The 13919-nt window shown below is 58.9% G+C and carries 12 protein-coding genes; 3 read left to right on the top strand and 9 right to left on the bottom strand.

Annotated features, from left to right (window positions below):
• Window positions 1–80 precede the first annotated feature (80 nt).
• Window positions 81–389 (top strand): YhbY family RNA-binding protein, encoded by a 309-nt coding sequence (locus tag BFP89_RS02910; protein WP_003176146.1) that lies wholly within the window; start codon window positions 81–83, stop codon window positions 387–389.
• Between the two features lie 9 nt (window positions 390–398).
• On the opposite strand, the gene BFP89_RS02905 is transcribed toward BFP89_RS02910, so the two are convergent.
• The 8 genes from BFP89_RS02905 to grpE form a co-directional block, all read right to left on the bottom strand.
• Window positions 399–803 carry an MFS transporter gene (locus BFP89_RS02905; protein WP_065883938.1) on the bottom strand — a complete coding sequence of 135 codons (405 nt, stop codon included), beginning with the start codon at window positions 801–803 and terminating at the stop codon, window positions 399–401.
• A 28-nt stretch (window positions 804–831) separates the two neighbouring features.
• Window positions 832–1308, bottom strand: a complete 477-nt coding sequence (greA, locus tag BFP89_RS02900; protein WP_057725061.1) for a transcription elongation factor GreA — start codon at window positions 1306–1308, stop codon at window positions 832–834.
• 2 nt (window positions 1309–1310) lie between these two features.
• Entirely contained in the window at window positions 1311–4532 is a 3222-nt protein-coding gene (carB, locus tag BFP89_RS02895; protein ID WP_065883937.1) for a carbamoyl-phosphate synthase large subunit, read from the bottom strand.
• 105 nt (window positions 4533–4637) lie between these two features.
• Entirely contained in the window at window positions 4638–5774 is a 1137-nt protein-coding gene (carA, locus tag BFP89_RS02890) for a glutamine-hydrolyzing carbamoyl-phosphate synthase small subunit (protein WP_065883936.1), read from the bottom strand.
• A gap of 258 nt (window positions 5775–6032) precedes the next feature.
• On the bottom strand, window positions 6033–6839 hold the full coding sequence (gene dapB, locus BFP89_RS02885) for a 4-hydroxy-tetrahydrodipicolinate reductase (RefSeq protein WP_057725010.1): 807 nt from the start codon (window positions 6837–6839) through the stop codon (window positions 6033–6035).
• 10 nt (window positions 6840–6849) lie between these two features.
• Window positions 6850–7974, bottom strand: a complete 1125-nt coding sequence (dnaJ, locus tag BFP89_RS02880) for a molecular chaperone DnaJ (protein WP_065883934.1) — start codon at window positions 7972–7974, stop codon at window positions 6850–6852.
• 318 nt (window positions 7975–8292) lie between these two features.
• Complete coding sequence (dnaK, locus tag BFP89_RS02875) at window positions 8293–10209, bottom strand: molecular chaperone DnaK (protein WP_065883933.1); 1917 nt, start codon at window positions 10207–10209, stop codon at window positions 8293–8295.
• Between the two features lie 102 nt (window positions 10210–10311).
• Window positions 10312–10872 (bottom strand): nucleotide exchange factor GrpE, encoded by a 561-nt coding sequence (gene grpE, locus BFP89_RS02870; protein WP_065883931.1) that lies wholly within the window; start codon window positions 10870–10872, stop codon window positions 10312–10314.
• 254 nt (window positions 10873–11126) lie between these two features.
• On the opposite strand from grpE, the gene recN reads away from it, so the two are divergent.
• A complete protein-coding gene (recN, locus tag BFP89_RS02865) occupies window positions 11127–12800 on the top strand; it encodes a DNA repair protein RecN (RefSeq protein ID WP_065883929.1) in 1674 nt (557 codons plus the stop codon).
• An 85-nt stretch (window positions 12801–12885) separates the two neighbouring features.
• On the opposite strand, the gene fur is transcribed toward recN, so the two are convergent.
• Window positions 12886–13290 carry a ferric iron uptake transcriptional regulator gene (gene fur, locus BFP89_RS02860; RefSeq protein ID WP_003194220.1) on the bottom strand — a complete coding sequence of 135 codons (405 nt, stop codon included), beginning with the start codon at window positions 13288–13290 and terminating at the stop codon, window positions 12886–12888.
• Window positions 13291–13388: 98 nt separating this feature from the next.
• On the opposite strand from fur, the gene BFP89_RS02855 reads away from it, so the two are divergent.
• The gene (locus tag BFP89_RS02855) at window positions 13389–13916 is read left to right on the top strand and encodes an outer membrane protein assembly factor BamE (protein ID WP_057725005.1); all 528 of its coding nucleotides are present in this window, start codon (window positions 13389–13391) and stop codon (window positions 13914–13916) included.
• Window positions 13917–13919: the final 3 nt, after the last annotated feature.

The raw sequence follows: 13919 nt of genomic DNA, 5'->3' as shown, positions 1-13919 counted from the left end.
CGTGATTAACTGGGCGGTCCCGGACTCGCTCGGGTAAACTGGCCGCCGCTTTTTACAAGATCAGACGCAGGGGTCAGATTATGCCGCTCACTCAAGAGCAGAAGAAACAGTACAAATCCATTGGCCACCATCTGAAACCAGTTCTGATTGTGGCAGACAACGGTTTGACTGAAGGTGTGTTAGCCGAATTCGAACGCGCACTCAATGATCATGAACTGATCAAGATCAAGGTCAATATCCTTGATCGCGAAGCGCGCCTGGCCGCCGTTGCAGAACTGTGCAAGGTGGGCAAGGCGGACCTGGTTCAGGTTATCGGCAAGATGGCGCTGCTGTATCGCAAGAATTTCAGCGTCAACAAGCAACTGTCGAACGTTCATCGCTTCAAATGATGACAAGGGTCAGGGGCGTGCTTCGCGCGCCCCGCCACTCCATCCCGGTGCGGGCTGTATAACCAGCACCAGGCCGGAGAACCCTAGCACAAGATAGCTGAATAGCTGCCAGCGCAACGCTTGCGGCAGCCAGACATGCACGACGCAATACATTGCGCACGCATACAGCGCCATCAATAGCAGTTGGCCGCGAATATCCCGCCACAAACTCCCCAGGCCTTCAGCCTTGACCAGCACTAATGCCTGGAGGGTCACGCACGCCGCCGCAAAAGCCACCAGCAGCGCACTGAGCAAACCGTCGATCTCATCGATCAGCAGCGGTGCCAGGCCAATCAAACCCAGCGCTGGCAGCACGCCAATGTGCAACAACCACAGGCCACCCACCCAAAGCATCTGGGAGAGCTGCCAAAGCATGGCGCCCGCACGAAGCGGGCGCCGTCTTTCAGATGTGACGAACTTCAACAATCTCGTACTCGATCACGCCGCCGGGGGTTTTCACAGACACCACGTCCCCTTCTTCCTTGGCAATCAAGGCACGGGCAAGCGGTGAACCGACGGAGATCTTGCCGAGTTTGAAGTCAGCCTCGTCTTCGCCCACGATGTGATAAACAACGCGCTCATCGGTCTCGACGTTGGCGATTTCCACCGTGGTGCCAAAAATCACCTTGCCGGTATGCGGGATGGTCGTGACGTCGATGATCACCGCATTCTGCATGCGGCCTTCGATATCACGGATCCGCGCCTCGACCATACCCTGCTGCTCGCGAGCAGCGTGATATTCGGCGTTTTCCTTCAAGTCACCCAACTCGCGGGCCGTACCGATGTCCTGGCTCAGCTTTGGACGTACGACTTTGGTCAGATGGGCGTGCTCCTCTTCCAGGGCGCGAGCGCCCTGAACGGTCATCGGGTATTTGGTTATGCTCATGCCTTCAATCCTGCGTGTAGATCCTGCAAGCGACGCACGGTCTTTTCCGGACCGAACTTGAGCGCTTCGCAAATGGCTTCGCCAGCAGCAATGGTGGTGGTGCAGTAGATCTTGTGCTGCAGGGCATTACGACGAATGGAGTAGGAGTCCGCGATCGACTGGCGACCTTCGGTGGTGTTGATGATCAGGGTGACTTCGTCATTCTTGATCATGTCGACCACGTGCGGACGGCCCTCCGTCACTTTGTTCACGCGGCGTACTTTCAGGCCGGCAGCTTCGATCAGCTTGGCGGTCCCGGCGGTAGCCACGACTTCAAAGCCCAAGTTGATCAGATCACGGGCCACACCCGCAACCAGTGGCTTGTCGTCATCGCGCACGCTGATAAACGCAGTACCGCCGGTCGGCAGCACTTCGCTGGCGCCCATCTGGGCCTTGGCGAAGGCTTCGCCGAAGGTGTCGCCCACGCCCATCACTTCACCGGTGGACTTCATTTCCGGGCCCAGGATCGGGTCCACCCCAGGGAATTTGGCGAATGGGAACACCGCCTCTTTCACGCTGTAGAAGTTCGGAATGATTTCCTTGGTGAAGCCGATTTCCTTCAGGGTCTTACCGGCCATCACGCGCGCAGCGATCATGGCCAGGGACACACCGATGCACTTGGACACGAACGGTACGGTACGCGAAGCGCGCGGGTTGACTTCGATGACGTAGATGTCTTCGCCTTGCAGCGCCAACTGCACGTTCATCAGGCCGACCACGCCCAGCTCAAGGGCCATTTTCTTGACCTGTTCGCGCATCTCGTCCTGGATGTGCGCCGGCAGCGAGTACGGCGGCAGCGAGCACGCGGAGTCACCGGAGTGAACGCCCGCCTGTTCGATGTGCTGCATGATCGCGCCGATCACCACGTCGGTACCGTCGCACACCGCATCCACGTCCATTTCGATGGCGCAGTTGAGGAAGTGGTCGAGCAGCACCGGGCTGTCGTTGGAGACTTTCACCGCATCACGCAGGTAGCGCTTGAGCTCTTCTTCTTCGTAGACGATTTCCATCGCGCGGCCGCCCAGTACGTAGGACGGACGCACCACCAGCGGGTAACCGATCTTGCTGGCTGCACGGATGGCTTCGTCTTCGCTGCGCACGGTGGCGTTCGGCGGCTGACGCAGGTTCAGGCGCTCGACCATCTGCTGGAAGCGCTCACGGTCTTCTGCACGGTCGATGGCATCCGGGCTGGTACCGATGATCGGCACGCCAGCGGCTTCCAGGGCACGCGCCAGTTTCAGCGGGGTTTGGCCGCCGTACTGGACGATCACGCCTTTGGGTTTCTCGACGCGGCAGATTTCCAGCACGTCTTCCAGTGTCACCGGCTCGAAGTACAGACGGTCGGACGTGTCGTAGTCAGTGGAAACCGTTTCCGGGTTGCAGTTGACCATGATGGTCTCGTACCCGTCTTCGCGCAGGGCGAGAGCGGCGTGTACGCAGCAATAGTCAAACTCGATGCCCTGGCCGATACGGTTCGGGCCGCCACCGAGGATGATGATCTTGTCGCGGCCCGACGGCGCGGCTTCGCACTCTTCCTCATAGGTGGAGTACATGTACGCAGTGTCGGTGGCGAACTCGGCGGCGCAGGTGTCAACGCGCTTGTAGACCGGGAAGATATCCAGCTTGTGGCGATGAGTACGCAGGTTTTTCTCGGTCACACCCAGCAGCTTGGCCAGACGCTGATCGGAGAAGCCTTTGCGCTTGAGGCGGAACATCAGGTCGCGGTCGATGGACGACAGGCCGAGGGTCTTGACCTTCTCTTCTTCCTTGATCAGGTCTTCGATCTGCACCAGGAACCACGGGTCGATCATGTTCATGCCGAAGATATCTTCGACGCTCAGGCCGGCACGGAAGGCGTCAGCCACGTACCAGATACGCTCGGCGCCCGGCACGGTCAGCTCGCGCTTGAGGATGCTCATGCTTTCCGGGTTGCTCAGGTCGAGCTTCTCGTCCAGGCCGCATACACCGACTTCCAGGCCGCGCAGGGCTTTCTGCAGGGATTCCTGGAACGTACGGCCAATGGCCATGACTTCACCGACCGACTTCATCTGAGTGGTCAGGCGCGCATCGGCCTTGGCGAATTTCTCAAAGGCAAAGCGCGGCAGCTTGGTCACGACGTAGTCGATAGACGGCTCGAAAGACGCCGGCATGGCGCCGCCGGTGATTTCGTTCTGCAACTCATCCAGGGTGTAACCGATCGCCAGCTTGGCCGCGATACGCGCAATCGGGAAGCCGGTGGCTTTCGATGCCAGCGCCGAAGAACGCGATACACGCGGGTTCATCTCGATCACGACCATGCGGCCGGTATCCGGGCAGATGCCGAACTGAACGTTGGAACCACCGGTTTCAACGCCGATTTCACGCAGTACCGCCAACGAGGCGTTACGCATGATCTGGTATTCCTTGTCCGTCAGGGTCTGCGCCGGCGCAACAGTGATCGAGTCACCGGTGTGCACACCCATCGGGTCGAAGTTTTCGATGGAGCAGACGATGATGCAGTTGTCCTTCTTATCGCGGACAACCTCCATCTCGTATTCTTTCCAGCCGATCAGGGATTCGTCGATCAGCAGCTCTTTGGTCGGCGACAGGTCCAGGCCACGGGCGCAGATTTCTTCGAACTCTTCACGGTTGTAGGCGATGCCACCACCGGTGCCGCCCATGGTGAAGGACGGACGGATAATGCACGGGAAGCCCAGCTTTTCGAGAACCGCGTTGGCCTCTTCCATGCTGTGGGCGATACCGGAGCGCGGGCAATCAAGGCCGATGGACTTCATCGCCTTGTCGAAACGCGAACGGTCTTCAGCCTTGTCGATGGTGTCGGCGTTGGCACCGATCATCTCGACGCCGAACTTCTCCAGGACGCCTTCGCGCTCCAGGTCCAGGGCGCAGTTCAGTGCGGTCTGGCCGCCCATGGTTGGCAACAGCGCGTCCGGACGCTCTTTCTCGATGATCTTGGCAACGGTCTGCCATTTGATCGGTTCGATGTAGGTGGCATCGGCCATGGCCGGGTCGGTCATGATGGTGGCCGGGTTGGAGTTCACCAGGATGACGCGGTAACCCTCCTCGCGCAGGGCTTTACAGGCCTGGGCGCCGGAGTAGTCGAATTCGCAGGCCTGGCCGATCACGATCGGGCCAGCGCCGAGAATCAGGATGCTTTTTATGTCTGTACGTTTTGGCATGGGTTTGTCACTCAAATCCGCAGGTCAGTCGGCAAGCCGTCTTGAACATTCTTTGAAGAGCCTGCGGGGGCCACCGAAATTCGGGACCACCCGCAGGCCGCTCAGTCAGCGTCGCTTGGCCATCTCATTGATGAAACGGTCGAACAGCGGCGCTACGTCGTTCGGGCCCGGGCTGGCTTCAGGGTGACCCTGGAAGCTGAACGCGCTCTTGTCGGTGCGCTCGATGCCTTGCAGGGAACCGTCGAACAGCGACTTGTGAATGGCGCGCACGTTCGAAGGCAGGCTCGCCTCATCCACCGCAAAACCGTGGTTCTGGCTGGTGATCATGACAACGCCGGTGTCCAGGTCCTGCACGGGGTGGTTGGCACCGTGGTGACCGTGGCCCATTTTCAGGGTCTTGGCGCCCGAGGCCAGGGCCAGCAACTGGTGGCCCAGGCAGATACCGAATACCGGGATCTCGGTTTCCAGCACGTCCTTGATCGCCTGGATCGCGTAGTCGCATGGCTCCGGGTCACCAGGGCCGTTGGACAGGAACACGCCGTCCGGTTGCAGGGCGAGTACATCGCTGGCCGGGGTTTGCGCCGGCACCACGGTCACGCGGCAGCCGCGCTCAACCAGCATGCGCAGGATGTTGTACTTCACGCCGTAGTCGTAGGCCACAACGTGATAAGGCAAGTCGGCGGCCTCGATAGTCGCGTGGCTGTCGGTCTTCAGGTCCCAGACAGTGGAGCGCCATTCGTACTTCTCTTTGACGCTGACGACTTTCGCCAGGTCCATGCCTTTCAGGCCAGGAAACCCTTGCGCTGCGGCAATCGCGGCCTCTTCGGAGATATTCTCACCGGCCATGATGCAGCCGTTCTGCGAGCCTTTTTCACGCAGGATGCGCGTGAGGCGGCGCGTATCGATACCGGCGATCGCCACGACGTTGTTGGCTTTCAGGTAATCGGACAGCGACATCGTGTTACGCCAGTTGCTCGCAACCAGTGGCAGGTCACGAATCACCAGACCGGCCGACCAGACACGATCAGACTCGGCGTCTTCCGGTGTAGTACCGGTGTTGCCGATGTGCGGATAGGTCAGGGTAACGATCTGTTGGGCGTAGGAAGGATCGGTAAGGATTTCCTGATAGCCGGTCATGGCGGTGTTGAACACCACCTCACCAACGGTTTGACCGTCGGCTCCAATGGCTTCGCCGCGAAAAATGCTGCCATCAGCAAGGGCGAGTATGGCTGGCTTAGTCAAGAAGACCTCCCGTAAATAAAGCCTGAAGGGGCGATCGCAGGTTGCAAAAAAGCGGAGTGACGTATGGACACGTCACCCCGCTTCTTCACTGAATTATTCTGCGCGCTTTTAGTGGACACACTAAAGCTGTAGCTTACAGAAAAAGGCTTTTTTGGTCCACCGCTAATGAGCCTGAAAGGCAGGGGAATGCGACAGGGCGTCGCTTAGCGGGTAAAACGGGGCCCAAGCATAAGCTTGAGGCCCTGTTTAAGCTACCGATTAGTGCAGGTCGAGCACATCACGCATGTCGTACAGGCCAGGCTCGCGCCCTTCCAGCCAGAGCGCAGCGCGCACCGCGCCCTTGGCAAACGTCATGCGACTGGAAGCCTTGTGCGTGATTTCCAGGCGTTCGCCCTCAGTGGCAAACAGCACAGTGTGATCACCGACCACATCACCACCGCGTACAGTGGCAAAACCAATGGTGTCGCGCGCACGGGCACCGGTGTGCCCTTCACGGCCATACACCGCCACTTTGGACAGGTCACGCCCCAACGCATCGGCGATGGCCTCGCCCATCCGCAAGGCAGTCCCGGACGGCGCATCGATCTTGTGACGATGATGGGTTTCGATAATCTCGATATCCGCCTCATCACCCAATACGCGAGCCGCCATATCCAGCAGCTTGAGGGACAGATTCACGCCTACGCTGAAGTTCGCCGCAAAGACGATCGGGATATCCTTGCCCGCCTGAGCCAGCAACTGCTTCTGCTCAACCGTCAAACCGGTGGTACCGATCACCATTGCCTTGCCTGCCTTGCGACAGAACGCCAGGTTTTCCAGCATCACCTCCGGCAGCGTGAAATCGATCAACACGTCGAACTCGTCGGCCACCTGCGCCAGATGACCGGACAACGAAACGCCGATACGGCCCAGTGAGGCCAACTCACCCGCATCCGCACCGATCAACGTGCTGCCCGGACGCACGATCGCCGCGGTCAGCCCGGACGCCGGCGAGCGCTGCTGCACGGCTTCGACCAGCGTCTTGCCCATGCGCCCGGCAGCGCCCATTACGGCTATACGTCGCATACTCAATTCCTTACAGGTCGCCGAAGAAACGCTTCACACCATCGAAAAAGCCCGTGGTTTTCGGCGAGTGAGAGTCATCACCTTCCAACGAACTGCGGAACTCTTCAAGCAGCTCACGCTGACGGCGATTCAGGTTGACCGGCGTTTCTACCGCCACGCGACACATCAGGTCGCCGGCCCCGCCACCGCGCACCGGCGCAACGCCTTTGCCACGGATACGGAACTGTTTGCCGGTCTGCGTACCCTCTGGAATCTTGAGCTTGACCCGACCGTCCAGCGTCGGAATTTCCAGCTCACCACCCAGGGCCGCATCGACGAAGCTGATCGGCACTTCACAGAACAGATGCTTGCCATCACGCTGGAAGATCGAGTGCTCGCGCACATTGATCACCACGTACAGGTCGCCCGTAGGCCCACCCTGAGTACCGGCTTCCCCTTCACCCGACAGACGAATGCGGTCGCCGGTATCCACGCCCGCCGGCACTTTCACCGACAGCGTCTTGTACTCTTCGACACGACCTTCGCCATGGCAGGAGTCGCACGGATCGGAAATGATTTTGCCCTGACCATGGCAACGCGGGCAGGTTTGCTGCACCGAGAAGAAGCCCTGCTGCATCCGCACCTGGCCGATACCGCCGCAGGTCGGGCAGGTGATGGGCGAAGAGCCCTTCTTGGCACCCGAGCCGTCGCACGGCTTGCAGTTGACCAGCGTCGGTACACGGATGTTGACACTGGTGCCGCGCACGGCTTCTTCCAGGTTCAATTCCAGGGTATAGCGCAGGTCGCTGCCACGCTGGGCCCCGCCACGCTGGCCACCACGGCCACCGCCAAAGAAATCACTGAACACGTCACCGAAAATATCGGAGAAGTTCTGACCACCAAAACCGGCACCGCCGCCGCCCATGCTCGGGTCGACACCGGCATGCCCATACTGGTCGTAGGCTGCACGTTTGTTGGGATCAGACAGACATTCGTAGGCCTCATTGGCCTCTTTGAACATTTCTTCGGATTCTTTGCTATCCGGATTACGGTCCGGGTGGTGCTTCATCGCCAGGCGACGGTAAGCCTTTTTCAGGTCCGCCTCGCTAGCCCCGCGCTCCACACCCAATACTTCGTAATAGTCACGCTTTGCCATAAGTCTTTGCACTCTTAAGGACGTTCAGCCAGACCCTCCTGAGCCTCGCCAAACTCGTTGAGCCCCAATGCAGGCCCGGACCCAACTCACGTCAATTCAACGATCCTGGTCATTACTACTTTTTAGCCGGCCACCCGACTAAAAACGCGGTATTTACTGCTCGGAAAGCAGGAGCATTCCCGGCCACACCGCCAGCACCCAAACGCTGTCGCATACTGTAAAAATTCGCATACCCCAGACACGCCAACGCGGGAGCAAGCTCCCGCGCGGCGACATCCTACCAGTCACCGCTTGTGAGCGGTCAACCGGGCGACCAAGTTACTTCTGGTCTTTGACTTCTTCGAACTCGGCATCGACAACATCGTCGTGCTTGGCTTCAGGCTCTGCTTGCTGCGCAGCACCTTCAGCCGGCTGGCCTTGTTCGGCGTACATTTTCTGGGCCACTGGCGCGGACACCTTCGACAGCTCCTCAACCTTGGCTTCGATAGCGGCCTTGTCGTCGCCTTTGATAGCGGCTTCCAGGGCAACTACAGCGGCTTCGATTGCAGTTTTCTCTTCGGCAGTCACCTTGTCGCCAGCATCAGCAACCATTTTGCGCGTCGAGTGAACCAGCGCGTCACCCTGGTTACGGGCACCCGCCAACTCGGCAAACTTGGCGTCCGCATCAGCGTTGGCTTCAGCATCACGAATCATCTGTTGAATTTCTTCATCAGACAGGCCGGAGTTGGCCTTGATGGTGATCTTCTGCTCTTTGCCGGTCGCCTTGTCTTTCGCGCCAACATGCAGGATACCGTTGGCGTCGATGTCGAAGGTCACTTCGATCTGTGGCACGCCACGGGGTGCTGGTGGAATCTCGGCCAGGTCAAACTTGCCCAGGGATTTGTTCTGCGCAGCTTGCTTGCGCTCGCCTTGCAGCACGTGAATGGTCACGGCGCCCTGGTTGTCGTCGGCAGTCGAGAACACCTGGGATTTCTTGGTAGGAATCGTGGTGTTTTTCTCGATCAGCGCGGTCATCACGCCACCCATGGTTTCGATACCCAGGGTCAGCGGGCTGACGTCCAGCAGCAGCACGTCTTTCACGTCACCGGCCAATACCGCGCCCTGGATCGCAGCACCCATGGCAACCGCTTCGTCCGGGTTCACGTCTTTACGTGCTTCTTTACCGAAGAACTCGGTGACTTTCTGCTGCACCAGCGGCATACGGGTCTGGCCGCCGACCAGGATCACGTCGTTGATCGCGCCAACGTCGATACCGGCGTCTTTCAGCGCAATGCGGCATGGTTCGATGGTACGTTGAACCAGGTCTTCAACCAGTGCTTCCAACTTGGCGCGCGAGATCTTCACGTTCAAGTGCTTGGGACCGGTCGCGTCTGCAGTGATGTACGGCAGGTTCACGTCGGTGGACATGCTCGACGACAGTTCGATCTTGGCTTTCTCGGCAGCTTCTTTCAGGCGCTGCATCGCCAGCGGATCACCCTTGAGGTTCATGCCGCTTTCTTTCTTGAATTCGTCAACGAGGTAGTCGATCAGACGGATGTCGAAGTCTTCACCACCCAGGAACGTGTCGCCGTTGGTGGCCAACACTTCGAACTGGTGCTCGCCGTCAACTTCTGCGATCTCGATGACGGAGACGTCGAAAGTACCACCGCCCAGGTCATAAACGATCACAGTGTGGTCGCCTTTGGCCTTGTCCATACCGTAGGCCAGGGCCGCTGCGGTAGGTTCGTTAATGATACGTTTTACGTCCAGACCCGCGATGCGGCCGGCGTCTTTGGTTGCCTGGCGCTGGCTGTCGTTGAAGTAGGCCGGAACAGTGATGACCGCTTCGGTCACGGTTTCACCGAGGTAGTCTTCGGCAGTCTTTTTCATCTTTTTCAAGACTTCAGCCGAGATCTGCGGTGCGGACATCTTGTTGCCGTTCACTTCAACCCAGGCGTCACCGTTGTCGGCCTTGGCGATTTTGTAAGGCACCATCTTGATGTCTTTCTGTACGACTTCTTCGTCGAACTTGCGACCGATCAGCCGTTTTACCGCGTACAGGGTGTTGTGCGGGTTGGTAACGGCCTGACGCTTGGCCGACTGACCGACCAGGATCTCGCCATCGTTGGCGTAAGCGATGATCGACGGCGTGGTACGCGCGCCTTCAGCGTTTTCGATAACTTTGGCCTTGCCGTTTTCCATGACCGAGACGCACGAGTTGGTGGTCCCCAGGTCGATACCGATAATCTTGCCCATGTTTGACTCTCCCGAAACTTGAATTTGGTTGCCGCAGCAGTTGTGGCTAACTGCGGTAGCACTTAATCGCTTGACTTATAAATGGGGGCCTTGCGGCGGATTTCAAGCCTGCTCATCAATAGATGGCGAAACAGGTGCGGGAGCCTTGCTCACCACCACCATCGCCGGGCGCAACAAGCGACCGTTGAGCAGATAGCCCTTCTGAAATACCTTTAATACGCTGTTGGGCTCCAGGTCATGGCTTTCCTGCATCGCCATCGCCTGGTGGTGCTCCGCGTTGAACGGCTCACCGCCGAGTGGATCGATGGCTTCCAACTGATAACGCTTCAGGGTGTCCTGGAACATTTTCAGGGTCAGTTCGATCCCCTCGCGCATCGGGCGGATGTTTTCGTCATCCGGATTGGACAATTCAAGGCCACGCTCCAGGCTGTCAATAATCGGCAGCAGGTCGTTGGCGAATTTTTCCAAGGCGAATTTGTGAGCCTTCTCTACGTCCTGCTCGGCACGGCGGCGGACGTTCTGCAGATCGGCGGCAACACGCAACGACTGATCCTGCGCTGCGGCCAATTGCTCTTCGAGCACTTGCACACGAGTACCCAGCTCATCACCGGCAGCCGAATTGGCGTCTGGCGTTTGCGTATCCTGCGTCTGTTCGTCAGCCATAGCTTTCTCCTTTCAAAATCATGCGCGAACTCAACTCGCGCTTCTGTTCCGGTATATGGGGCCACAATTTTCAGGTTCAAGGGCGCGGACGTTACCAAAAGTCTTTCGCATGTCTCGGATCATTTCCTGCCCCTACATTCCTTATTGAGCTAAAAAAAGCACCCGATCAAGCAAATCGAGCTAAGCGCCAGGATTGTCAGCCTCAAACAAAACACTGTATAAATAACCAGACCTAAAGCCTGGGAGCGGCCGTCATGCTCGTGCACCTGTCCGTACATAACTACGCCATCGTTGAACATCTGGATCTCGAACTGGATCGCGGCATGAGCGTAATCACAGGCGAGACCGGCGCCGGCAAGTCGATCATGCTCGACGCCCTGGGCCTGACGCTCGGGGACCGCGCCGACAGTGGCGTGGTGCGCCCCGGCGCCGACAAGGCCGACATCCTGGCCACATTCGATCTGGCGGATATTCCCGAGGCCGAGGCCTGGCTGGCCGAGCGCGACCTCAATAACGAAGGGCCGTGCATCCTGCGCCGGGTGATCACCGCCGAAGGACGCTCACGCGGCTACATCAACGGCACGCCCTGCCCCCTTGGCGACTTGAAAGCCCTGGGTGAACTGTTGATTGATATCCACAGCCAGCATGAGCACCAGTCCCTGTTGAAAACCGACACCCATCGCCGCCTGCTGGATGAGTACGCCGGCGCCACCGAACTTGCCCGCCAGGTCCACCTGGCCGCCCAACGCTGGCGCCAGACGCGCCAGGAACTGGAACGCCTTTCCAATTCCGGCGACGAGCAACGCGCTCGCCACCAACTGCTCAGCTATCAACTCGAAGAGCTTGAAAGCCTGGGCCTGGGCGAGACCGAACTGGAACAGCTTGAACAGGAACACAAGAACCTGACCAACGCCGAGACATTGCTGGGCATCTGTCGCCAGGTGATCGAGCAATGCAGCGAAAGTGATTCCGGCAATGTGCTTAATGCACTGACCGCCAGCCTCAATCGCCTGTCCAGCGTGACTAACGCCTCCGGCTCACTGAGTGAAGCCACCACCCTGCTGACCAGCGCGCAGATCCAGGTGGAGGAAGCGGTCGGCGAGCTGAACCGCTTCCTCGATCATTTCGATGCCGACCCGGCGCGCCTGCAGGTAATAGAAGAGCGCCTGGACACTATCTACACCCTGGCGCGCAAACATCGAATCCAGCCAACCGAAGTGGCGGCAATGCAACAAAAGCTGCTGGATGAAATCGAGACCCTGAACGCGAACGACGAGTCCATTGAGCGCCTCGGCGAAGAACTCGCCTCCTTCGCCCGCCATTATCAGGAAAAGGCTCGTGAGCTGAGCGACCTTCGCCAACAGGCCGCTACCCGCCTGGCCGGTGCCGTGGAACAGGAAATCCAGCGCCTGGGCATGCCCGGCGGCCGCTTCACCATCCAGCTGCACGCCAATACCAGCCATGAACTGCAACCCCACGGACTGGAACAGGTAGAGCTGCTGGTCAGCGCCAACCCGGGGCAACCGCTCAAAGCCCTGGCAAAAGTCGCCTCCGGCGGCGAGCTGTCACGGATCAGCCTGGCGATCCAGGTCATCACGGCGCAAACCTCGCGCGTACCGACTCTGGTGTTCGATGAAGTGGACGTGGGCATTGGCGGGCCGACTGCCGAGATTGTTGGTCAGTTGTTGCGCCGTCTGGGCGATCGCGGCCAGGTGCTGACGGTGACCCACTTACCGCAAGTGGCGGCCCAGGGGCATCAGCATTTGTTCGTGCACAAAGTGCGGGGCAGTGATGCGACGCGCACGGCCGTGTCCAAGCTGAACAAGTCGGAGCGCGTGGAAGAAGTGGCGCGGATGCTCGGCGGTATTGATTTGACCAAGGAGTCCCTGGCGCACGCGAAGAAGATGGTCGTAGCAGCGAAGGCCTGAGCGAGCATTTTCCCTCTTATATAAAGCACGAAGGCGACCCTGGGGTCGCCTTCGATCGTTGCGCAGAGCAAATCTGCGTCGATTTTTACTTTTTCTTACGGATGTACAGCACCAGATTATGGTCAACCAAATCGAAGCCATGCTCCTCAGCGATCTTATGCTGCAGCGCTTCGATCTCAGGGCTGGTGAACTCGATAACCTCATTGGTATCCAGGTCAACCATGTGGTCGTGATGCCCGCCGTCGGCCAATTCAAACACTGCATGACCGCCGTCGAAATTATGACGAACCACCAGCCCTGCGGCTTCAAACTGGGTCAGGACACGGTAAACCGTGGCCAGGCCGACGTCTTCATTAGACTCCATCAGCGCCTTGTAAACGTCCTCGGCACTCATGTGGCGTTGCTCAGCAGAATCGAGCATTTGTAGAATCTTGACTCGGGGCAGAGTCACTTTGAGACCGGCTTTGCGTAGTTCGCTATTTTCAACCATGGTTAGCTTTCTCGCGGATGCTGCTTCGCAGCTTCTCTTAATACGGGTATGATCGGCGTTTACGTTGTCCCAGCCAAGATAGTGGAAGTCGCCCACCGATGCAAAACACCAAGCTCTTGCTAACCAGTTTCACCTTTGTGGGACTGCTCGCACTCGCCGGTTGTTCATTCCCCGGGGTTTACAAAATCGACATCCAGCAGGGCAATGTCGTCACGCAGGACATGATAGACCAGTTACGCCCGGGAATGACCCGACGGCAAGTAAGGTTTATCATGGGCAATCCCCTGCTGACCGACACTTTCCATGCCGATCGCTGGGATTATCTCTACAGCCTCCAGCCTGGCGGCGGTGAGCGCCAGCAGGAGCGCGTCAGTGTCATTTTCAATGGCAATGACCAGCTTGTCAGCCTGTCCGGTGACTTCATGCCTGGCGTAAGCCGCGATGAAGCGCTGTTGGGCAAGGACAGCGGCACCAGCGTGACCGCCCCTGCGCAGGAAGCCGAGAAGCCGAAATCCGAGGTGCCGGCCAAGCCAGGCTCCTTGCTGGACCAGATCCAGAAAGACGTCGATGGCGTGGAAACCGTGCCTGTCCCGACGCCACAGCCTCTGGACACCAGCCCGCAGTAACAA

The organism is Pseudomonas sp. 31 R 17 (assembly GCF_900004915.1).
In the GTDB taxonomy this organism is placed as follows: domain Bacteria; phylum Pseudomonadota; class Gammaproteobacteria; order Pseudomonadales; family Pseudomonadaceae; genus Aquipseudomonas; species Aquipseudomonas orientalis_A.
Note: the sequence above shows the minus strand (reverse complement) of the source record. Positions and strands in the feature narration are given on the sequence as shown.